Source organism: Winogradskyella luteola (assembly GCF_019203985.1).
Lineage (GTDB): Bacteria > Bacteroidota > Bacteroidia > Flavobacteriales > Flavobacteriaceae > Winogradskyella > Winogradskyella luteola.
This window is the reverse complement of sequence record NZ_JAGSPD010000001.1, coordinates 200,250-222,251: the sequence shown is the minus strand read 5'-3', so window position 1 is coordinate 222,251 and position 22,002 is coordinate 200,250. Positions and strand designations below refer to the sequence as shown.

At 34.0% G+C, this 22,002-nt stretch carries 22 protein-coding genes; 15 read left to right on the top strand and 7 right to left on the bottom strand.

Annotated features, from left to right (window positions below; all coding sequences use genetic code 11):
* Positions 1–8 precede the first annotated feature (8 nt).
* The 4 genes from KCG49_RS01070 (at position 9) to guaB (ending at position 6,555) form a co-directional block, all read left to right on the top strand.
* Complete coding sequence (locus KCG49_RS01070) at positions 9–1,133, top strand: imelysin family protein (RefSeq protein WP_218544324.1); 1,125 nt, start codon at positions 9–11, stop codon at positions 1,131–1,133.
* Positions 1,134–1,187: 54 nt separating this feature from the next.
* Positions 1,188–2,552 (top strand): HTTM domain-containing protein, encoded by a 1,365-nt coding sequence (locus KCG49_RS01065; protein ID WP_218544323.1) that lies wholly within the window; start codon positions 1,188–1,190, stop codon positions 2,550–2,552.
* Positions 2,533–4,956: a TonB-dependent receptor domain-containing protein gene (locus KCG49_RS01060; protein ID WP_218544322.1), complete on the top strand. Its 2,424-nt coding sequence runs from the start codon at positions 2,533–2,535 to the stop codon at positions 4,954–4,956. Before KCG49_RS01065 ends, KCG49_RS01060 begins: the two co-directional genes overlap by 20 nt.
* A gap of 129 nt (positions 4,957–5,085) precedes the next feature.
* Positions 5,086–6,555 carry an IMP dehydrogenase gene (gene guaB, locus KCG49_RS01055; protein ID WP_218544321.1) on the top strand — a complete coding sequence of 490 codons (1,470 nt, stop codon included), beginning with the start codon at positions 5,086–5,088 and terminating at the stop codon, positions 6,553–6,555.
* A gap of 10 nt (positions 6,556–6,565) precedes the next feature.
* Here the strand turns inward: guaB and KCG49_RS01050 are convergent, their stop codons facing one another.
* The 3 genes from KCG49_RS01050 to KCG49_RS01040 form a co-directional block, all read right to left on the bottom strand.
* Positions 6,566–7,129 (bottom strand): hypothetical protein, encoded by a 564-nt coding sequence (locus KCG49_RS01050; protein WP_218544320.1) that lies wholly within the window; start codon positions 7,127–7,129, stop codon positions 6,566–6,568.
* A gap of 162 nt (positions 7,130–7,291) precedes the next feature.
* On the bottom strand, positions 7,292–7,867 hold the full coding sequence (locus KCG49_RS01045; RefSeq protein ID WP_218544319.1) for a non-canonical purine NTP diphosphatase: 576 nt from the start codon (positions 7,865–7,867) through the stop codon (positions 7,292–7,294).
* A gap of 116 nt (positions 7,868–7,983) precedes the next feature.
* Complete coding sequence (locus KCG49_RS01040) at positions 7,984–8,370, bottom strand: thiol-disulfide oxidoreductase DCC family protein (protein WP_218544318.1); 387 nt, start codon at positions 8,368–8,370, stop codon at positions 7,984–7,986.
* Between the two features lie 154 nt (positions 8,371–8,524).
* Here KCG49_RS01040 and KCG49_RS01035 point away from each other — a divergent pair, with 154 nt between their 5' ends.
* Positions 8,525–8,824 (top strand): HPF/RaiA family ribosome-associated protein, encoded by a 300-nt coding sequence (locus KCG49_RS01035; RefSeq protein ID WP_218544317.1) that lies wholly within the window; start codon positions 8,525–8,527, stop codon positions 8,822–8,824.
* A gap of 49 nt (positions 8,825–8,873) precedes the next feature.
* Here KCG49_RS01035 and rlmH read toward each other — a convergent pair whose 3' ends face one another.
* On the bottom strand, positions 8,874–9,347 hold the full coding sequence (rlmH, locus tag KCG49_RS01030) for a 23S rRNA (pseudouridine(1915)-N(3))-methyltransferase RlmH (protein WP_218544316.1): 474 nt from the start codon (positions 9,345–9,347) through the stop codon (positions 8,874–8,876).
* Positions 9,344–9,826 carry a DoxX family membrane protein gene (locus KCG49_RS01025; RefSeq protein WP_218544315.1) on the bottom strand — a complete coding sequence of 161 codons (483 nt, stop codon included), beginning with the start codon at positions 9,824–9,826 and terminating at the stop codon, positions 9,344–9,346. The genes rlmH and KCG49_RS01025 overlap by 4 nt, the downstream gene beginning before the upstream one ends.
* A 107-nt stretch (positions 9,827–9,933) precedes the next feature.
* On the opposite strand from KCG49_RS01025, the gene nadC reads away from it, so the two are divergent.
* From nadC to priA, 4 genes are all read left to right on the top strand, one after another.
* Positions 9,934–10,791 (top strand): carboxylating nicotinate-nucleotide diphosphorylase, encoded by an 858-nt coding sequence (nadC, locus tag KCG49_RS01020; protein ID WP_218544314.1) that lies wholly within the window; start codon positions 9,934–9,936, stop codon positions 10,789–10,791.
* A 74-nt stretch (positions 10,792–10,865) separates the two neighbouring features.
* A complete protein-coding gene (locus KCG49_RS01015; protein WP_218544313.1) occupies positions 10,866–11,810 on the top strand; it encodes a YihY/virulence factor BrkB family protein in 945 nt (314 codons plus the stop codon).
* Complete coding sequence (locus KCG49_RS01010; RefSeq protein ID WP_218544312.1) at positions 11,803–12,222, top strand: DUF2147 domain-containing protein; 420 nt, start codon at positions 11,803–11,805, stop codon at positions 12,220–12,222. Before KCG49_RS01015 ends, KCG49_RS01010 begins: the two co-directional genes overlap by 8 nt.
* Positions 12,223–12,353: 131 nt before the next feature.
* Positions 12,354–14,804 (top strand): replication restart helicase PriA, encoded by a 2,451-nt coding sequence (gene priA / locus KCG49_RS01005; protein WP_218544526.1) that lies wholly within the window; start codon positions 12,354–12,356, stop codon positions 14,802–14,804.
* Positions 14,805–15,063: 259 nt separating this feature from the next.
* On the opposite strand, the gene KCG49_RS01000 is transcribed toward priA, so the two are convergent.
* Positions 15,064–15,759: a LytR/AlgR family response regulator transcription factor gene (locus KCG49_RS01000; protein ID WP_076620930.1), complete on the bottom strand. Its 696-nt coding sequence runs from the start codon at positions 15,757–15,759 to the stop codon at positions 15,064–15,066.
* A 202-nt stretch (positions 15,760–15,961) separates the two neighbouring features.
* Here KCG49_RS01000 and rpsF point away from each other — a divergent pair, with 202 nt between their 5' ends.
* From rpsF to KCG49_RS00975, 5 genes are all read left to right on the top strand, one after another.
* Positions 15,962–16,300: a 30S ribosomal protein S6 gene (gene rpsF / locus KCG49_RS00995; protein ID WP_218544311.1), complete on the top strand. Its 339-nt coding sequence runs from the start codon at positions 15,962–15,964 to the stop codon at positions 16,298–16,300.
* Positions 16,300–16,599 carry a 30S ribosomal protein S18 gene (rpsR, locus tag KCG49_RS00990; RefSeq protein ID WP_218544525.1) on the top strand — a complete coding sequence of 100 codons (300 nt, stop codon included), beginning with the start codon at positions 16,300–16,302 and terminating at the stop codon, positions 16,597–16,599. The genes rpsF and rpsR overlap by 1 nt, the downstream gene beginning before the upstream one ends.
* Before the next feature lie 12 nt (positions 16,600–16,611).
* Positions 16,612–17,073 (top strand): 50S ribosomal protein L9, encoded by a 462-nt coding sequence (rplI, locus tag KCG49_RS00985; RefSeq protein ID WP_218544310.1) that lies wholly within the window; start codon positions 16,612–16,614, stop codon positions 17,071–17,073.
* 151 nt (positions 17,074–17,224) lie between these two features.
* On the top strand, positions 17,225–18,097 hold the full coding sequence (locus KCG49_RS00980; protein ID WP_218544309.1) for a glycerophosphodiester phosphodiesterase family protein: 873 nt from the start codon (positions 17,225–17,227) through the stop codon (positions 18,095–18,097).
* A gap of 51 nt (positions 18,098–18,148) precedes the next feature.
* Complete coding sequence (locus KCG49_RS00975; RefSeq protein WP_218544308.1) at positions 18,149–18,631, top strand: DUF6495 family protein; 483 nt, start codon at positions 18,149–18,151, stop codon at positions 18,629–18,631.
* 79 nt (positions 18,632–18,710) lie between these two features.
* On the opposite strand, the gene KCG49_RS00970 is transcribed toward KCG49_RS00975, so the two are convergent.
* Positions 18,711–19,952 carry an ABC transporter permease gene (locus KCG49_RS00970; protein WP_218544307.1) on the bottom strand — a complete coding sequence of 414 codons (1,242 nt, stop codon included), beginning with the start codon at positions 19,950–19,952 and terminating at the stop codon, positions 18,711–18,713.
* Positions 19,953–20,273: 321 nt separating this feature from the next.
* Here KCG49_RS00970 and hisS point away from each other — a divergent pair, with 321 nt between their 5' ends.
* Positions 20,274–21,986 (top strand): histidine--tRNA ligase, encoded by a 1,713-nt coding sequence (hisS, locus tag KCG49_RS00965; protein WP_218544306.1) that lies wholly within the window; start codon positions 20,274–20,276, stop codon positions 21,984–21,986.
* Positions 21,987–22,002: the final 16 nt, after the last annotated feature.

The window sequence follows — 22,002 nt, the reverse complement described above, 5'->3', positions numbered from 1 at the left end:
TAATTGCTATGGTAAAAAAAATAATTTTCCTTTTATGTGTTGTTAGCATTATCGTTGCATGTTCATCTTCTGATGATAGTAATAGTGACAATTCAGATAATTTTGATAGAACTGCATTATTAAGCAATTATGCAGATGATATTATTGTGCCAGCGATAGTGAATTTTCAAACCAAAGTGGCAGATATGGATGTGGCAAGATCTAATTTTGTCAATGACATTAACCAAAATAATCTAGACCTGTTAAGTGAAGCTTGGTTAGAAGCTTACGGAGCATGGCAATATGTAGCGATGTATAATATTGGAATTGCTGAAACATTTACGGCTAATGAAAATGGTTTTAGAGTATATTTTAATGTGTATCCAGTTACAACGAATTTAATAGAAAGTGCTGCATCTGGAACAGATTATAACCTAAATGCCGAGACCTATTTTGCTGCTCAAGGCTTTCCTGCATTAGACTTTCTTATACATGGTATCGCTGACTCTGATACGACACCTTTAGATAAGTTCACTACAAATGTAAATTTTGATGGGTATATAGATTATTTAACCAATGTACAATCCCAAATCAACAATAGGTCTAATACAATCCTTAATGATTGGCAAAATACGTTTAGAGATGAATTTGTAGCCAATACATCATCAAGTGTAACGGGTTCTTTCAGCAAAATCGTGAATGATTACATAAATTATTATGAAAGGGCTTTGAGAGCGAATAAAATAGGAACACCTGCTGGTAATTTTTCAGCAGGGCAAACATTTCCAGATAAAGTTGAAGCTTATTACAAAAATGATGTGTCTAAAGAATTAGCATTATTGGGTCTAGATGCAGTACAGAAGTTTTTTAATGGGCAATCTTTTGATAATTCATCAACGTCTTCTGAAAGCTTTGCGTCTTATTTAGACTATTTGGAAAATTCTGAGTTAAAGAATGATATTAATGCGCAATTTGAAGCCGCCAGACAACAAATACAATCATTGAACGATAGCTTTAGCCAACAAGTCATAGATGATAATACACAAATGACAGAAGCTTATGATGCATTACAAGCAGCGGTTGTATTATTAAAAGTAGATATGGCTTCAATTTTTGATGTTCAAATTGATTTTCAGGATAACGATGGAGATTAATTCATTATAATATTAAGCTAAGGATTCTCTTGATTGAGAATCCTTTTTTTATTTATGCCAAATACATTAAGCACATACTTAAATACCAAAACTTCAGCAGCACCACTAGCCGTATTCAGAATTGGTTTTGGCGTAATGATGTTGTTAAGTATCATTAGGTTTTGGTCGTATGGATGGATTGAAAAGTTATACCTAAACCCTAAATTTAATTTTAGTTATTATGGACTAGAATGGATAAAACCAGTAGGCAACTTAACATATCTTATTTTTTTTATTTGTGGTTTGGCAGCCCTGTTTATTGCTTTGGGACTAAAGTATCGTATTGCCGTAATTACATTTTTTCTGAGCTTCACCTACATTGAGTTAATGGATAAAACCACCTACCTCAATCACTACTATTTTATAAGTCTTTTAAGTTTTTTAATGTGCTTTTTACCTGCAAATGCGTATTATTCTGTCGATAATTTTATCAGCAAAAAACAATATCATAATATTCCTAAATGGACTATAGATAGCGTAAAATTATTATTAGGGATTGTTTATGTTTATGCTGGCTTGGCAAAAATAAATTCCGATTGGTTATTTAAGGCTATGCCATTAAAAATCTGGCTGCCATCAAAATACGATTTGCCCTTAATTGGGGAAACGTTGATGCAACAGCATTGGTTTCATGTGGCTATGAGTTGGTCTGGTATGCTATATGATTTGTGCATTCCATTTTTATTACTATATCGAAAAACACGCTGGTTTGCTTTTGCATTGGTCGTTTTCTTTCATGTATTTACCAGAGTATTGTTTCCAATAGGTATGTTTCCATACATCATGATTATCTCGTCATTGATATTTTTTGATGCTCATATTCACGAGCGTATGCTCAATTTCTTCAGAGGCATATTCAAAACGTTTAAGTTGGCCAAAGAGAAAATCCATTCTCATACATATCACTATAAAAGGCAAAACTTAGTTCTACCACTATTGGCTATATTTTTTGGTATTCAGTTACTTTTGCCGTTTCGTTACGTGTTGTACCCAGGAGAATTATTTTGGACAGAAGAAGGTTATCGATTTTCGTGGCGTGTGATGTTGATTGAAAAAACGGGTTACACAGAATTCAAAGTCGTCGATGGAAAAACTAAAACAGCATTTTTAGTTAATAATTCAGATTTTTTAACACCTTTTCAGGAAAAGGAAATGAGTACACAACCTGATTTTATATTGGAATATGCACATTTCTTAGGACAGCATTTTGAATCGCAAGGTCATAAGAATATAGAAATCTATGTGGATAGTTATGTCGCTCTAAACGGAAGACGAAGTAAACGTTACATCGACCCAAACGTGGATTTATTAAAACAAAAAGAATCATTAAAGCCTAAAGATTGGATTTTACCATTTAAAGATGAAATTAAAGGATTATAGTCTGGTATTCATATTTGCAGCCATAAGTATATTAGTAAATGCACAACAAAAAGTGTCAGGTACAATCACTGATACATCAGGGCAACCTTTAGGTAATGTTGAGGTTTATGATAAAGCATCAGGGCGATTAGCCACCACAAACCTTCAAGGTTATTATGAATTTTCGACTGAGAAATCAGTTTTAACATTGGTGTTCTTTTCGTATGAATTTCAAATTAAAGAAGTGCAGATTACTATTGATGATGATGTAGTTTTAAATCAAGTTTTAGAGCCTTTGGGCGAGGAACTCACCGCAGTAGAAATCACAGCAAGAAAAACCAAAGTTTTCGAGTTAAGTCGTCTTAAGGATGTAGAAGGAACGGCAATTTATGCAGGTAAAAAAACAGAGGTAGTTTTGGTGGATCAATCCATGGCAAATTTAGCTACTAATAATGCAAGACAAATTTACAGTCAGGTAGCTGGGCTTAACATTTACCAAAACGATGATGCTGGCTTACAGCTTAATATTGGTGGGCGTGGTTTAGATCCCAACCGTACGGCTAACTTTAATACAAGACAAAATGGGTATGACATCAGTGCAGATGTTTTGGGTTATCCAGAGAGTTATTATTCGCCAGCAGCTGAAGGTTTAAAGGAAATACAGGTTATTAGAGGAGCAGCATCTTTACAATATGGTACCCAATTTGGTGGTCTTATCAACTTTGTAATGAAGGCACCTAATGCTAGTAAACCATTTGAGCTAATTACAAGAAACACATTAGGGAGTTTTGGTTTATATACCAACTTTACAAGCGTAAGTGGCACAAAAGATAAGTGGAGTTACTATACATTTTTCAATTACAAAAAGGGAGATGGTTTTAGACCAAATTCTGAGTTCGAATCTAAAAATATCTATGCATATATCGGTTATAAGTTTAACGAAAAAACGAGATTTAGTGGTGAGATAACCTACCTCAATTATTTGGCACAACAAGCCGGGGGTTTAACAGATGATATGTTTAACGAAGATCCTTATCAAAGTAATAGAGCACGTAACTGGTTTGAAATCGATTGGTTGTTGTACAACTTTAAATTGGCACATCAGTTCTCAGACAGCACAAACTTTACGTTCAATTTTTTTGGTCTAAACGCAACCCGAAATGCATTGGGCTACAGAAGTAATCGAGTGGATCAGGCAGATCCAGAAACCGAACGCGATTTAATAAAAGGAGATTTTAATAATTTTGGATTTGAAACCAGACTTTTGAGCAAGTATAAGATCTTTAATAAAGATGCGACTTTCTTAATAGGTTCAAAATTCTATAAAGCGAATAACGATCAACAACAAGGGCCAGGGTCAGCAGGTATAGGACCAAATTTTAATTTACAGACAGAACGATTTCCTAATTACCCAGACCAGTCAGATTTTGAATTCCCAAATTTAAACGTGGCCGTATTTGGTGAAAATATTTTTTACTTAAATGAAAAATTTTCGGTAACGCCTGGCTTTAGATTTGAATATATTAAAACTGAAAGTGATGGCTTTTATCAACGTACCAATACCGATGCAGCCGGTAATGTTATTTTTCAAGAGATAGTAGAAGACAATCGTGATTTTGAACGTAACTTTTTATTATTAGGATTAGGCCTAAGTTACAAACCGAATAAAAGTTTGGAGGTTTATGGAAATATTTCGCAAAACTATCGCTCTGTAACCTTTTCAGATATTAATGTCATTAACCCGTCAATTGTCATAGATAGGGACATTACTGATGAAGATGGTTTTACCGTAGATTTAGGCTTTAGAGGAAATTTTAAACAGATATTATCTTACGATATTGGTATTTTCGGATTGTTCTATAACAACAGATTGGGCTTGGTGCCATTTACTGAGTCAGGTAATTTTAGGCAATTGCGTACCAATATTGGTGATGCTACGATGTATGGTGTAGAATCGTTATTGGATTTTAATCTGAAAAAGATTTTTAAGATGAATTCAGATTTTAGTCTTAACTATTTTGTCAATACATCTTTTATTCAATCAGAATATACCAAGTCCCAAAAACCTGGGGTAGAAGTAGGTAACACTGTAGAATTTGTACCAGATGTAAATTTAAAGACAGGTTTACGATTTGGATATAAAAATTTCCAAACCAGTGTACAATACACTTATCTGTCTAGTCAGTTTACTGATGCTTCAAATTCCACAGACTCAGATCTCAGTGGTATAATTGGTAAAATACCTGAGTACGATATTCTTGATCTTTCATTTGCGTACACTTACAAAATGTTTAAACTTGAAACAGGTGTGAATAATGTACTTGATAATGCTTATTTTACAAGGAGAGCAACTGCATACCCTGGACCTGGAATTATTCCTTCTGCACCTCGTAATTGGTTTACAACATTAGAAATTAAATTTTAACACACTTTGTCATCCCTGCGAAAGTAGGAACCTATTTATTAAGAGCTTTATGAATTCTTAAATAGAATTCAAGGAGTTTAAGTGAAATAAAATGTGTAAATTTGCACGCAATTATATTTTAATTGCATCATGACAGCACACGAAAACAAAATCTTAGGTGAAGGTCTTACCTACGATGACGTCCTATTAGTCCCAGCATTTTCAGAAGTTCTTCCGCGCGAAGTCAATATTCAAACAAAATTTACACGAAACATTACCATTAATATTCCAGTAATTTCGGCTGCAATGGATACCGTTACTGAGAGTAGAATGGCAATAGCCATGGCACAAGAAGGTGGTATAGGAGTATTGCACAAAAACATGACTATAGAAGACCAGGCGCAGAAAGTAAGACGTGTAAAACGTGCTGAAAGCGGTATGATTATCGATCCTGTAACACTATCTATGGATGCTGTTGTAGCTGATGCTAAAAATGCGATGCGTGAGCATGGCATTGGTGGAATCCCAATTGTTGATAATAATGGTGTGCTTAAAGGGATTGTAACAAATCGTGATTTGCGTTTTGAGCACCAAAACGATAGACCAATCGTTGAAGTTATGACCGGTGAAAATTTAGTAACTGCACCAAAAGGGACTTCACTTAAAGATGCAGAAGCAATTCTACAAGCTAATAAAATTGAAAAATTATTAATAGTCGAAGGTGATAAGCTTGCAGGTCTAATTACGTTTAGAGATATTACCAAAGTGACACAAAAACCTAATGCCAATAAAGATGTTTATGGGCGATTAAGAGTTGCTGCGGCCATAGGGGTAACAGGTGATGCAGTAGATAGAGCAGAGGCTTTGGTAAAAGCAGGTGTTGATGCCGTAGTTATAGATACGGCGCATGGCCATACGGTAGGAGTGGTTACCATATTAAAATCTATAAAACAACAATTCCCAAAACTGGAAGTGATCGTCGGTAATATAGCTACAGGAGAAGCAGCGAAGTATTTAGTTGAAGCTGGTGCAGATGCTGTAAAAGTAGGTATTGGACCAGGTTCTATATGTACCACACGCGTTGTCGCTGGTGTAGGTTTTCCTCAATTTTCAGCAGTATTAGAAGTCGCTGCTGCGATTAAAGGTTCTGGAGTTCCTGTCATTGCTGACGGAGGTATTCGTTACACGGGTGATATTCCTAAAGCTATCGCAGCTGGTGCAGATACGGTAATGTTGGGTTCGCTTTTAGCAGGAACAAAAGAAAGCCCAGGAGAAACTATTATCTATGAAGGACGAAAGTTTAAATCCTACAGAGGTATGGGTTCTGTCGAAGCTATGAAACAAGGAAGTAAAGATCGCTATTTTCAGGATGTAGAAGACGATATTAAAAAGCTGGTGCCAGAAGGTATTGTGGGCCGTGTACCATACAAAGGAGAGTTGTTTGAGAGTATTCACCAATTTATTGGCGGTCTCAGAGCAGGTATGGGGTATTGCGGAGCAAAGGATATCGAGACCTTAAAGGAGACAGGTCGATTTGTTAAGATAACGGCTAGCGGTATTCAAGAAAGTCATCCGCATGACGTAACGATTACTAAAGAAGCGCCCAATTATTCGAGATAACTAGAACTTTTCAGCCAATATTGTCTAACAAATTGAGATAGGCATTATTGAGATTTTCTTCGATACCTATAGCATTTTGCACGGTTTTTTCTAATTGATTCAAAATGTCCACTTGTTCCAAATCTTCATTTTTATTTGGGTTTAAGGCTTGTCCTAAGGTATAATCTTTAAAAAACCGTTCGTAGTAAGATTGTAAGTCGTAAACCATTGAAAGTTCTGATACTTTTTCTAATGGCATATACGAGATGGCTTCGGTGAGTTTGGCGGTTTCCCAAGCCGAAGAATTGGTAAATTCAAACGAAAAGCTAACACTATCATCAGTTGGCGCGGTATTATTTTCAACAGATTTTTTAATAGCTCTAATTAGTGCCAATGTCTCATTATGATCTGTGAGTTTTTGAGCTATTTTTTCTTGATTTTCTTTTACCTCAATAATGATGCGTTCTAAAGATTGTTCGGCAAGATTTGTGTTTTTTCTATTTTCATTCCATTGGTTGACTAAAAAACCAAGTATTACTGCAAATGTGATTGAAAAGAATTCGAAAATGACTTTTTTTGAAGAGTTTTTTGTCATCGTTTAGAGCGTTTAATATGGTTTGCTTTGATTGTATTGACTGAAAAGTACTAATTTTTAGTTTAAAATTAAATATCAAAAATGGGATTTAATGTTTTTAAAAACCTAAGATATGTTTGAGGATTCTAACATATCTTTCTAAGTTCGGGTAATATGTATGATTTATAAGGTGGATAGAAATTGAATCAGTTGAGTTACTGCTTTTCCACGATGTCCAATCTTGTTTTTAAGCTCTAAGTCCATTTCAGCAAAAGTCTGGTCATATCCATCAGGTTTAAAAATAGGGTCGTAACCAAAGCCTTTGTCTCCTTGTTTTTTTGTAGTGATTTCACCTTTACATATACCTGTAAATGTTTCGAGTTTTCCATTGAGATGTAAGGCAATAACGGTTTTAAACTGTGCTTTTCTTGAATGTTTGTTTTCCAGTTCAGATAATAATTTGTTCATATTATCTTCTGCGTTTCTTTGTGGGCCAGCATAACGCGCAGAATAAACTCCAGGTTCACCGTTTAGAGCTTCAACCTCTAAACCAGTGTCATCAGCAAAACAGTCATAGCCGTAATTGGCTTTAACATACTCAGCTTTTTGTATAGCGTTACCTTCAATAGTTGGTTGTGTTTCAGGGATGTCTTCGGTACATAAAATATCAGCCAAGCTCAACAACTTAATATGTTTTGGGACTAGCGACTGTACTTCTTTGAGTTTGTTGTGGTTGTTGGTGGCAAAAACGAGCTGCATTAATTCGTGATTTTTAGTTCTTCAAAGATATATAATATTTGAAGTTAAACGATTTTTCACATTGTGCGGTATGACTTTTATTTTTCTAAATTACAGGTTTTTGAGTGAATAATAATTCACCTAAAATCAATGGTACAACTCTTAGATTGTCCAAACCACTTTAAACGATTTTTTGAAGCTGTTTTGTATATGAAATCTCTAATAAGTTTAGGAATAAAAGCTAATAAGGCTGCAACACGTTGCCATTTAGGTATTTTAGATACAATTCTTAGAAACCCATCAGAATGTGTTTTTACACCGTTTTCATCAATTAATATAACTGTATCAAGTTGATGTGTAGGAAAATCATATTTCATCAATAATTCTTGACCATATTGAGATTGAAAAGCTACAAATTGAAATAAATTCTCTGGAGCAAATTTCAATAACCAACCCACAACACCGTTGCATAAATTGCATTCGCCATCAAAAATTACAATATCTTTTTTTAGTTGGTTTTCCATAATATGCTTGTTTATAAATCAATAGACGAAAACTGGGTCGTAAACTTTCAGAACATAATTTATTTTAGGGATAATTTATGATAATTATCAGTAATGAATGCCTCTAAAAATTGTATCTTAGATAAAGGAATTATTAACTAAAACAAGTAATATTATGACGGTAAATTTTCAATATGTAAATACAGATGTAAGTGACACGTTATCACAATTTGCAACAGGAAAATTAGAAAAATTAGCAGAAAAATTTGAATTTCTAATCTCAGCTCAAGTTTATATAAAGCATGATGATAAAGATCACGATGCAGGTAAAATTTGCAATATAGAACTGAGCCTGCCAGGACCTCGCATTTTTGCTACATCCAATGAAGCCACTTACGAAATGGCAGTTAACGAAACGATTAATGATTTAACACGTCAACTAAAAAAAAGAAAAGAAGTTTTTAAAACATATTAGTTATCTGTAAAACGTTTCGGCGTTTATTATACCAGAGGGTTTGCTATTTTTATCTATGATGATAGGGTTCGTTTCTTAAAATAGTAAACCCTCTGTATAATTGTTCTATAAAGAACAAACGTACCATTTGGTGCGAAAATGTCATTTGGGACAAACCCAACTTTCCATTGGCTCTTTTATAAACAGCTTCCGAAAATCCATAAGGACCACCAATAACAAACATTAAGGTTTTAATACCAGAATTTAGGTGTTTCTGTAGATAATTGGAAAATGCTACTGAATCCATCTGCTTTCCGTTTTCATCCAAGAGAATTACAATGTCAGATTTTTGTGTCTTAGATAAAATAAGCTCGCCTTCTTTGTCTTTTTGTTGTGTTTCAGAAAGATGCTTTACGTTTTTTATATCGGGTATAATCTCAAATTCAAACCTAATGTAATGACTTAAGCGTTTAGTATAGCTTTCAATTAAAACCTTAAGATTTTTATCATCCGTTTTACCTATGGTTATGAGTTTAATTGTCATAACCACAAATTTACAATCTTAAATAGAAGTTGTTGGGTTAGATTTTTGAAAAATGTTAGAAATGATTTTTTTAGCTTGTTGTAATCCCAAAGTATAAGATAAATATTTCCAAGCAGCATAAGGCCTGCTACAATTGGCGTACCAGTAAAATGCATTGAGGTGACCATAAGGAATATATTTATAATTATAGGAAAGTAAAGTAGTGATGCCAAGAATGATGTACGTGGTATCAATAAAAGTAAGGCTACTAATAGTTGTGTTGCACCAAGAAAATTCCAATACCAACCTGTCTGGTAAATAGCTTCAAAGAAGAACCCTACAGGATCCTCTACAGAAATTGATGTAAATCTATTGCCTACTAATTTGGTAAAACCAGAGGGCATAAAAGCTATAGCTAGTAGAATTCTTGTAAGCCAAGTAAAAGCAATAAAAACCCCTTTGCCATAAATCTTTTTGTGAGTTTTTTCGAGAAATGACATAATTTATATATTGGTATATAGTTAAGACGAGAAATGCCAAAAGTTGTAACATTTCTATTGATATAATCAATAATCTATTGCTATTTTTACATCAAATAACAATATAAATGATTTCAAAAGAACAATTTAATAAAGAAATAGAAGGAATTATTGTTAATGCCATAAGAGAAGATGTTGGAGATGGTGATCATAGCTCGTTGGCATGTATTCCTGCGACAGCGATGGGGAAAGCTAAACTTTTAGTAAAAGATAAAGGTATTATTGCTGGTGTTGAATTTGCCAAACAAGTCTTTGCTTATGTGGATGAAAATATGAAAGTAGAAACGTTAATCGGAGATGGTAGCGAAGTAAAATACGGAGATATTGTGCTTTATGTAGAAGGAGCTTCGCAATCTATTCTTAAAGCTGAGCGCTTGGTATTGAATGCTATGCAACGCATGAGTGCTATTGCTACCAAAACAAAGACGTTTGTTGATTTGTTGGAAGGGACAGGGACAAAAATATTAGACACACGTAAAACTACACCTGGAATTAGAGCTTTGGAAAAGTGGGCCGTAAAAATTGGTGGTGGTGAGAATCATAGATTTGCGCTGTACGATATGATAATGCTTAAGGATAATCATATTGATTTTGCTGGTGGTGTAGCAAGAGCCATCAACTTGACTAAGCAGTATTTAAAGGACACCAATCGTGATTTAAAAATCATCGTTGAGGCTAGAAATTTAGAGGAAATCAAAGCCATTTTAGACTGTGGAGGTGTCTATCGTATTCTTATAGATAACTTTAACTATGAGGATACACGCAAAGCAATAAAGCTAATTGGTGAGCAATGTTTAACGGAATCTTCGGGTGGAATTAATGAAAAGACCGTAAGGCATTATGCTGAGTGTGGTGTGGATTATATTTCATCTGGTGCGTTGACACATTCTGTGTACAATATGGATTTAAGCCTAAAAGCATTATAATTCAGTTTGCAATGTACAGTCGCAGACTTCAGTTAAATATCTGATATCGTAAACTATAAATCTTAATTTGTTGCATGACCAAACCCATTGAAGATAAACTCGATAAAATTCCTGTACTTAATATAGTCGTTCGCTTTTTTAAGCAAATTAGATTACCAGGTTTTGAAGGTTTATCTATTTACGATCTGTTAGAGCTTTACATAATGGGTATTGTAAAAGGGGCTTTGACCACAAGAGCAAGTGCCATTGCATTTAGTTTTTTTACGGCGATATTTCCATTTTTGTTGTTTGTAATTATAGTTATACCGTATATTCCAATTAATGGTTTTCCAGATCAATTCGAAGACTTTTTGAACTCCTTCTTACCACCGCAAACATCAGAATTCTTTTTTGGTTATATTTTTGATGACATTAAGACTAATAGTAGTACAGGTCTTATTTCTTCTGTTTTTCTGTTATCAATTTTTTTAATGGCAAATGGTGTAAACGCTGTTTTTTCAGGTTTTGAAAGTTCTTATCACAGGCAGCTGTATAGAAATGTCTTTAAACAGTACGTTTTTGCACTTAGCATAGCACTTATACTAGCATTTTTATTGTTGCTCACAGTAGCTGTTTTTGGCTATTTTCAAATATATATCCTTAGTCCTCTTTATGAGAGTTTAAGCGGTGAAACCTTAAGTGATAAAGGAGTGGGTTGGATTGTATTTGTTAAGTATCTGTTTTTTATAATCATGGTATATTTGGCAACAGCCACACTTTATTATTTCGGAACTAAAGAAGGTCGTAATACTCGGTTTTTTTCTATTGGAGCCTTACTAACAACTTTATTGATTATTCTCACATCTTATTTATTTGGTATATATATAGATAATTTTTCGCAGTATAATAAGTTATATGGTTCCGTAGGGGCTCTTTTAATACTGTTGTTGTATCTATGGTTAAATTCCAATATTCTACTTTTAGGTTATGAACTTAATGCCTCGTTGAGGCGATTACGAAAAATTAATAATAATGAATAGAATAGTATTTGTAATACTTGTTGTAGCAGGCTTTAATTTTAGTTCTGCTCAAAATATTTTTGGTAAATGGAAAACTATTGATGATGAAACTGGCGAAACCAAATCCATAGTTGAGATTTACGAAAATGACGGTAAAGTCTATGGAAAAATAGTTGATATACTTACTGATAACAGAGATGCAATTTGTAGTAAATGCGAAGACGATAAAAAAGACAAACCAGTTTTAGGTATGGTCATTATTGATGGATTAAAAAAAGATGATGAAGCTTATGAGGGAGGAACTATTCTCAATCCAGAGAATGGAAAAGTCTATAAATGCCGATTGAAAATAGAAGAAGATGAAGACACCTTGCAAGTAAGAGGTTATGTAGCATTCTTCTATAAAACCCAATACTGGGAACGCGTTGATTAACATAGTAATAAGTATAAAGTAATAAGTATAAAGTAATAAGTTTATTGTAGAATAACTTTTCTTAAGTACTTGCCTAAACACCTAAACACCTAAACACCTAAACACCTAAACACCTAAACACCTAAACACCTATTTATTTTTTAGATGTCATATTGCCAATCCCGCTTCAAAAAGCCTTTACGTATCATATTACAGAAGCTGAAGCTAAATTCTTAAAATCAGGAATGCGTGTTGCTGTACCTTTTGGTAAGAGCAAAATTTATACGGCTTTAGCTTACAACATTCACAACAATCCACCACTAGCTTACGAAGCTAAGACCATTCATCAAATATTAGATGAAACCCCAGTTATTACAGAAATTCAATTAAAGCAATGGGAATGGATTGCTGACTATTACATGTGCAGCATTGGTGAAGTAATGCGAGCTGCAATGCCAAATGCTTTTATTTTAGAAAGTGAAACCATTATTTCTAAAAACGAAAAAACTAAAATTGAAGATTCAGAATTAAAAGATGACGAATTTTTAATTTATGAAGCCTTGCAATATCAATCATCCTTAAAGATCCAAGATGTAATATCAATTTTAGATAAGAAGCGTGTATTGCCTGTTATTAATGGTTTAGTAGAAAAAGGAGTATTAGATCTTCAAGAAGAGCTCTATGAAAAATACCAGCCTAAATTAGTGCGCTATGTAAAACTTCACCACAACCATAAGCCTGAAGAAAAACTTCAAGATCTTCTACAAATCCTCAGTAGAGCGCCAAAACAGCGTGAAGTGATTTTAACACTATTTACATTAGAAGCTTCTGATAACAAACCCATAAAAGTTTCAGAATTAAGGGAACGAAGCGGATCGTCTTCGGCTGTTGTTAAAGCGTTGGTAGATAAAGGTGTTTTAGAAGAATATCATATAAAAACTGATCGTATTCAGTTTAAAGGAGAAGGTGATGCTGACTCTAAAATATTAAGCGAAGCACAATCGGAAGCCTTCAATCAAATTGAAACTGCTTTTAAAACCCGATCGGTTACATTGCTGCATGGCGTCACTTCATCTGGTAAGACAGAAATCTATGTGCAGCTAATTCAAAAGCAACTAGAACAAGGAAAACAGATTCTGTATCTATTACCAGAGATTGCTCTTACCACGCAATTAGTTCAGCGATTACAAGATTATTTTGGCAATAAAGTGGCTGTATTTCACAGTAGATATTCTGGTAATGAGCGGGTAGAGGTGTGGAGTAATATGTTGAACAACTCAGAAAAAGCCCAAATTATTATTGGTGCACGTTCGTCATTGTTATTGCCATTCCGTAATTTAGGTTTAATCATTGTCGACGAAGAACACGAGCAATCCTATAAACAATTCGATCCTGCACCGCGTTATCATGCCAGAGATGCAGCTATAGTATTGGCAAATATGCATCAAGCTAAAACACTGTTGGGTTCGGCTACGCCAAGCTTAGAAAGTTATTTTAATGCAAGTGAAGGTAAATATGGCTTGGTGGAATTAAGGATACGTTATAATAATGTATTGATGCCAGATGTTGAATTGGTGGATCTCGCTGATAAGTATAAGCGCAAACGCATGAAAGGGCATTTTTCTGATCGATTGATAGAAGAAATGACAGAAACCTTAGAACAAGGCTTTCAAATCATTCTTTTTCAGAATAGAAGAGGGTTTTCGCCTATTGTAGAATGTACTACATGTGGTAATTCGCCACAATGTCCTAATTGTGATGTCAGCTTAACGTATCATCAGTATAGGGATCAGTTGCGCTGCCATTATTGTGGTTATAATTCGGCCATGTTAAAGAGTTGTCAAGCCTGTGGAAATCAAACTTTAGACACAAAGGGTTTTGGAACCGAACAGATAGAAGAAGAGGTGAAGGTTTTATTCCCTGAAAAAAAAGTGGCACGTATGGATTTGGATACAACACGAGGGAAGTATGGTTTCGAAAAGATCATTACAAGTTTTGAGCAGCGCGAAGTTGATATTTTAGTGGGTACACAAATGCTGACAAAAGGCTTGGATTTTAGACATGTAAAGTTGGTTGGTATTATGAATGCGGATAATTTGCTCAACTTTCCAGATTTTAGAGCGCATGAGCGCAGTTATCAATTAATGACGCAAGTATCAGGTAGAGCAGGACGAACGGATATAAGAGGAAAAGTGTTGATACAAACCTATAATCCACATCATAATATTTTACAACAGGTATCTACAAATTCTTATAAGGAGATGTATGCTGAGCAGATGAATGATCGGTATAATTATAAATATCCACCGATTTATAGGTTGATTAAGATTACATTTAAGCATAAGGATTATAATCGTGTGAATTTGGCGGCAGATTGGTACGCTAAGTCACTTCGTCAGGTTTTTAGAGCTAATGTTCTTGGGCCAGAATTTCCACCTATTTCCCGAATTAGAAATCTATACAATAAAAATATCTTGGTTAAGATTCCTCAGAAACAATCTTTGGCAAAAACAAAAGAAGCAATTAAGAAGATTGATAATAGTTTTAATGCGGTTAAAGATTTTAAGTCAGTTAGAGTAGTGCTGAATGTGGATAATTATTAAAAGAACCTTTTAAAAACTAAGTATTTTGTCAGTTCGAGTGATTTTGAAGAATGAAAAATTGTATCGAGAACTATTTTTGAATTCGAAACTTGCTCCTCAATACAAATTTAGTGCATTAGTAGTCACAAAATTCACTTGAAGTCACAGTATATATCAACATGTAAAGGTGCAAAACAAAAAATCCCAATCCCTAAGATTGTTGTCGGGACTGAGATTTAAATAAACTATAATGTAATGCTTTAAATTATAAAGTAATAGTTTACATATTATTCAAAGCATCAACCAATTGTGTCTTTTTATTTCGACTCAATGGAATCTCATAAGCACCAACTTCAACGTTTTTACTGTTAAATCGGTCAATCTTATCTAAATTCACAATGTAGGATTTGTGAATTCTTAAAAATTTTCCTTCAGGTAACTCTTTTTCAAAAGCTTTCATAGTAGATAATACCACAAGGCTGTTTTCTTCTGTTACGACTTTTACATAATCGCCTAAAGCTTCAATCCACTTAATATCCTTAATATAAACTTTACGTTTTTTAAGATTACTCTTTACAAAGATATGTTCGCCATCAGTTTCGTTGAAATCTAATTTTAATTTATGCTGCTCAATAGCTTTTTCTACGGCAGTATTAAAACGTTCTTTGGTGATTGGTTTTTGAAGATAGTCGGTAGCATCGTAATTAAATGCTTTAAAAGCATATTCGGTTTTACCAGTAACAAAAATAATTTGGGGTTTGTTGTTGAGTACATCCAAGAGCTCAAAACCGTTTAATACAGGCATCTCTATATCTAAGAAGATAAGATCTACTTTATGTGTATTAAGACCGTTTTTTGTTTCTAACGCACTACTGTACTCTGCAATAAGGTTAAGCGAAGAATGATTCTCGATTAACTTTACTATAGAGAGACGCTGAATCGCAGAATCATCAACAACTACACAGTTTAAAGTCATAACATTAATATTTTATTAGGTTAAGATATCGACAATAGTACAATAATTTCGGTTAAAAAACAAATTTTACCGACAAAGTGTAAAATTTAACACATTCTTTAATATTGAATTTATTCGTGATTTTTACAGGCAAAAACGTTGCCAGAATTAGAATTAATGCGTATTTTTGCAGCCGTTTTAACAATAAACAAATAAAATTTTTATGAATCGTTACGAAACTGTTTTCATCTTAAATCCCGTTTTATCTGAAGATCAGATAAAGGAGACAGTAAAGAAATATGAGGATTTCCTCGTTTCTAAAGGAGCAAAGATGACCGCTAAAGAAGATTGGGGCTTAAAGAAATTAGCTTATCCAATCCAAAACAAAAAGAGTGGTTTTTATCACTTATTTGATTACACTGTTGCTGGTGAGGCGATAGAAGAATTAGAAGTAGAGTTTAGACGTGATGAGCGTTTTATGCGTTACTTAACTGTAAAGTTAGACAAGCACGCTGCGGCTTGGGCTGATAAAAGAAGAGATAGAAACAAACAAAAAGCGTAATTATGTCATCAATAGAACAACAAGCAAAAGGAAAAAAGGATGGTGAGATCAGGTATCTTACTCCTTTAAATATAGAAACTTCTAAACAAAAGAAGTACTGTCGTTTTAAAAAGTCTGGCATTAAGTATGTGGATTACAAAGATCCAGATTTCTTATTGAGCTTTGTAAACGAACAAGGTAAATTATTACCGAGACGTTTAACAGGAACGTCTTTAAAGTATCAAAGAAAAGTATCTGTGGCTGTTAAGAGAGCTAGACATTTAGCCTTAATGCCATATGTTGCAGATTTATTAAAATAAAATATCATAACAATGGAACTTATATTAAAACAAGACGTTGAAAATTTAGGATTTAAAGACGATATTGTAACAGTAAAGAACGGTTATGGTAGAAATTTTTTAATTCCTCAAGGTCAAGCTGTAATGGCTACTGCTTCTGCTAAGAAAGTATTGGCAGAGACTTTAAAGCAACGCGCATATAAAGAAAAATCTATTATTGCAGAAGCAGAAAAAACTGCTGAAGCCTTAAAAGGATTAGACGTAAAAATTACTGCTAAAGCAGGTACAGGAGCAACCGCTGGTGATAAATTATTTGGTTCTATTACCAATATGGATTTAGCTGAGGCATTGCGAAAAGAAGGTCACGAAGTTGATAAAAAATACATTTCTATCAATGGTGGTAACATTAAGCGTTTAGGTCAGTACGAAGCTGCAATTAGATTGCACAGATCGGTAACTGTAGACTTTACTTTTGAAGTTATAGCAGAAGCTTAATTGTATTATAGCATAATTTAAAACCGTTTAGTTCGCTAAGCGGTTTTTTTATGAGTAAAACTTTTTTTGTATCAAGGCAGCGCAAATTTTGCGAAAACTATAGTTGAACGAATGCTGTTGAATAGCGGTATCTCAAAAAACTTCAATGAATATGAAACGGTACATAATATTTTTTCTAGCTATTGGTCTCTTTGGTTGTAAAGATTCTAAAGTCGAAGAAGTAGCAGATGTGACAAAACAATCAAAACTGATTGAAGTCTTTAAAGCATCAAATGGAAATTACCCAAATATAAGTGTGCATCGTGGAGGAAAGGGATTAAAAAATTATCCCGAGAACTGTCTCGAAACTTTAAAGTATATAAGTGATAGTATTTCTGCAATCTATGAAGTTGATGTGGCTCAGACTAAAGATGGTAAGCTTATTTTAATGCACGATAATTCCATAGACAGGACAACAAATGGAAGCGGCTCAATTAAGTATATGACTTTTAATCAGCTAAAAAAGTATAATTTGGTTGATGATTATGGAAACCTAACAGAATCTAAAATCCCATTGTTTTCAGAAGTTTTAAAATGGTGCAAAACAAATAATATCGTGTTAACCGTAGATATTAAGCGTAGTGTAAAACAAGAAAGTGTTATCAATGCTATAAAAGAAGCAAAAGCAGAAGATATTTGTATTATTATAACTTATGACGTAGCACAGGCTAAATCAGCATATAACCTTGCACCAGAAATGTTATTGTCTGTTTCGGCAAGGAATCATAAAGAATTCGATAGATTATTGGAAACCAATATACCAGTTGAAAATATGTTGGCTTTTACCGGTACACGATTATCTAATCAATCATTATATAAAAGATTGCATAACCAAGATATAGTTTGCATTTTGGGTACATTGGGCAATTTAGACAGACAAGCTGAAGCAAAAGGCAATGAGCTTTACAGGCAATGGCAAAACAAAGGAATTGATGTCATAGCAACCGACAGACCTTTTGAAGCGTATAAGGCTATTAATCAATAGGATTAGTAATGAAACCTCGCGTCTAGTGCGAGGCGAAAAACTAAGTTTTTTATGAAATACACAAGATTAACAAAAGAACAGTTTGAAGAATTACATCAAGAATTCATCAATTTTTTAGCAACACAATCCATAACCGCTGATGAGTGGGAGGATATTAAAAAGAATAAACCAGAAGCTGCTGAACAAGAACTCGATGTGTTTAGCGATTTGGTTTGGTATGGTGTTTTGGATAAGGTTGAATTTTTAGAGCATATTTCCCCAAATCAGATACATCTTTTTAAATGCAGAGCAAAGGATATGCATCTTATTGCCTTAAAGTTAAAAGAAGATAAAGTAGATTTAACCACTAAAGAAGGTTTTCAGTGGTTGAGAGACAATTTACTGTCTGATGATATTGAATTTTTTAATGCAAAAAAGGAATATTCAGACGATAAGCATATGGATATTTTTAAACTGATTCAGCAAGGTGCGAGCATTACTAAAGGTGAATTGTTTCAATATTTTGAGAAGTTGGTAAGAAGTAGTGAGAAGTAAATAGTAATAGGTGGTAAGTAAAAAGTATTTTAACTGGACACTAGACACTAGACACTAGACACTAGACACTAGACACTCATTATTCATACCTCAAAGATTCTATAGGATCCAATCTCGCCGCTTTGGTCGCAGGATATAGGCCAGAAATTACAGCCACAATAAAGGCTATACTTGTTGCCCAAATCATGGCAACCCATGGAGTGGAGAAGTCGAGTTCAAAGCCTTTTGAAACTCCCCAACCAATGGCAATTCCTAATAAAATACCAAGAATTCCGCCGAGCTGACCGATAATAACAGTTTCCATAAAAAACTGAAAAGCTATAGTTCTACGTTTTGCACCCAAAGCTTTACGTACACCAATTTCTCGTGTGCGTTCACTCACGGAAACCAACATAATATTCATTAAGGCAATGGTAGACCCAAATATGGTAATGATACTAATAATCCAAGCGGCAATATACAGTGTGCTTGTATTTTCAGCAACACGATTAATCAAATCATCGCTGCGTTCTATACCAAAATCATTAGCTTCAATTGGGTTAAGACCTCTAATATTTCTAAAAGTTAAAATGGCTTCCTCTTGAGCATTTTCAAGCATGTCACTTTTATCTACCTTAACGCTAAGCGTGTAGTTTATGTTTGGATTGGTAAAAATAGAGCGTGCTTTTTGTATGGGCATAATAACTCTTAGATCCTGGTTGTTTCCAAATGTAGAACCTTTCTCTTTTAAAACACCGACAACCTTAAATTTAGAGCCCCTAACACTTATTGTTTTATCCACTGGATTCACATCCGGAAATAAAGCTTTTTGTAAATCACTACCAATCACACAAACAGCATTACTGTTTTCAACATCAAATACATTTAGCGAACGACCATTGTCAATCTCTAGTCCAGAGTTTTCAATAAAGTACTCATTAGACCCAATAATCTGTACCTCGGGGTCGGTTTTTTTATTGTCATATTTAACTTCGGCAGCAGTTGTACCAGTAAAAGATACAGCCACTTTTGTAAAGGGATAGTCATAATTATCTTCAAAATCCTTTACGTTTCTATAGTTAATAACAGGATTTATCTTTTGACGTTCTCTGCTACTTTGACGCTGATTGGTGAACTCATAACGCTGAAAATTAAAAGTATTAGCACCCATTGACGAGAAACTGCCAGAGATACTGTTCTCTAAAGCTGAAACGCAACTTAAAATACCTACCAAAGCCATAATACCGATGGCAATGATTAAAACGGTTAAAATAGTACGAAGTAATTGACTTTTAATAGAACCAAAAGCAATTTTAATATTCTCTCTAGTCAGTGAAAACATAGATTTTCTATAGTTAGTTGGGTCGTTTAGAAGTATAAGACGCTTTAGACTCTATAAAGTTACTATAAATTTGAAATTACTTGGGTTTGCCTCTAAAATTTATAATATTTTTGCGATGAACTAGATAATTAAATATTTGTTCTACCGTCACATTGAGCATTGGTTGAAATGAAAATATATTTTCATAAGAACACCTTCTGAAGCAAGCTGAGATGTTCTGTGTGGTAATTTAAAATTTCTCGACTACGATTATTGAGTTAGTTGAGTTTAATTAGAATAGAGTTTCACTTAAAGAGATTTCTGCTTTCGCAGGAAATAGATATGTCAAAAAAACCAAGTATACCAAAAGGTACCAGAGATTTTAATGCAGAAGAAGTTGCAAAGCGCTCCTATATTATGGAAACGATAAAGGAACAATTTCAGCTTTATGGCTTTCAACCTATTGAAACCCCAAGTTTTGAAAATTCAGAGACCTTAATGGGGAAATATGGGGATGAAGGTGACCGTTTGATTTTTAAGATTTTGAATTCTGGTGAGTATTTTGAGAAAAATTTAGAAAAAATTATAGGTTTTAAAGCAACTGAAGTTTCTTCTGAGATTACTCAGTTTTTTATTGAATTCCTCGAAAGGATAAGATTTAAATTTAATAAAGACTCAACTTTTGAAGAAATATCAGATTTTATAAATGAAGATATTCACAACTACATTATAACTGATGGGAAAGGAAGGATTTATAAATATAGGCATTACCTTAGGAAATATATTATTAATCAAAGAGATTCTATTGCTGTTAGAATTAAAAAAAGAGATGGATTCTTTGATAATGACGGAGCTTTTGAACATTTTAAACAAATAGAATTAGTGGAAATATGTGGATATGCTTCTAGTTTTATTTTTGAGTATTTGGTAAAGAATATTTCTTCTCAAAGGATATCGTCAGAAATCTCTGAAAAAGCCCTTCGTTACGACCTCACAGTTCCTTTTGCTAGATATGTAGTTCAACACCAAAACGAAATAGAATTCCCGTTTAAGCGCTACCAAATACAGCCTGTCTGGCGTGCAGACCGTCCCCAAAAAGGGCGTTTTAGAGAGTTTTATCAATGTGATGCTGATGTGGTAGGGTCAAAATCCTTGTTTCAGGAAGTTGAGTTTGTACAACTGTACGATGCGGTATTCACCGCTTTGGATTTAAAAGGCGTTACCATTAAAATAAATAACCGTAAAATCTTATCTGGTATTGCCGAAGTGATTGGAGCACAAGATAAACTCATAGACTTCACCGTAGCTTTAGACAAATTAGATAAAATAGGAGAGGAGAAAGTCAAAGACGAAATGCGAAGCAAAGGTATTTCTGAAGCTGGTATTGCTAAACTGCAACCATTGTTTTCATTGGAAGGAGACTTTGGCAATCAGGTTGAAAGTTTAAAATCTATCTTGGGAGCTTCAGAGATTGGTAAAACGGGAATTGATGAATTGGAATTTATTAATTCTGCCATTTCAAACTTAAAATTGAAAACCGCAAAATTACAGTTAGATGTAACCTTAGCTAGAGGTCTTAACTATTATACAGGTGCTATTTTTGAGGTTTCTGCACCAGAAGGCGTAAAAATGGGCTCTATTGGCGGAGGAGGTCGTTATGATGACCTTACGAGTATTTTTGGAAAACCAGATACGAGTGGAGTAGGGATCAGTTTTGGTTTGGATCGGATTTATCTGGTTTTGGAAGAATTAAATCTTTTTCCGGAAACCATTACAGATGCAACAAAAGTTTTGTTTATCAATTTTGGAGACCAAGAAGCACTCGCATGTTTAGAAGCTGTGACACAATTAAGACAGCATGGTATTAAAGCTGAGCTGTATCCTGATTCGGCTAAAATGAAAAAGCAAATGACATATGCCAACCGTCGTAATATTCCTTATGTGGTTTTAGTGGGCGAGGAGGAATTGCAGTCTAAACTATTTACCTTAAAGACGATGGAAACTGGAGCACAAGAAAAGCTTAAGCTCCCGGATTTGTTACAAGCGTTACGATAAACTATTTATAAATAAA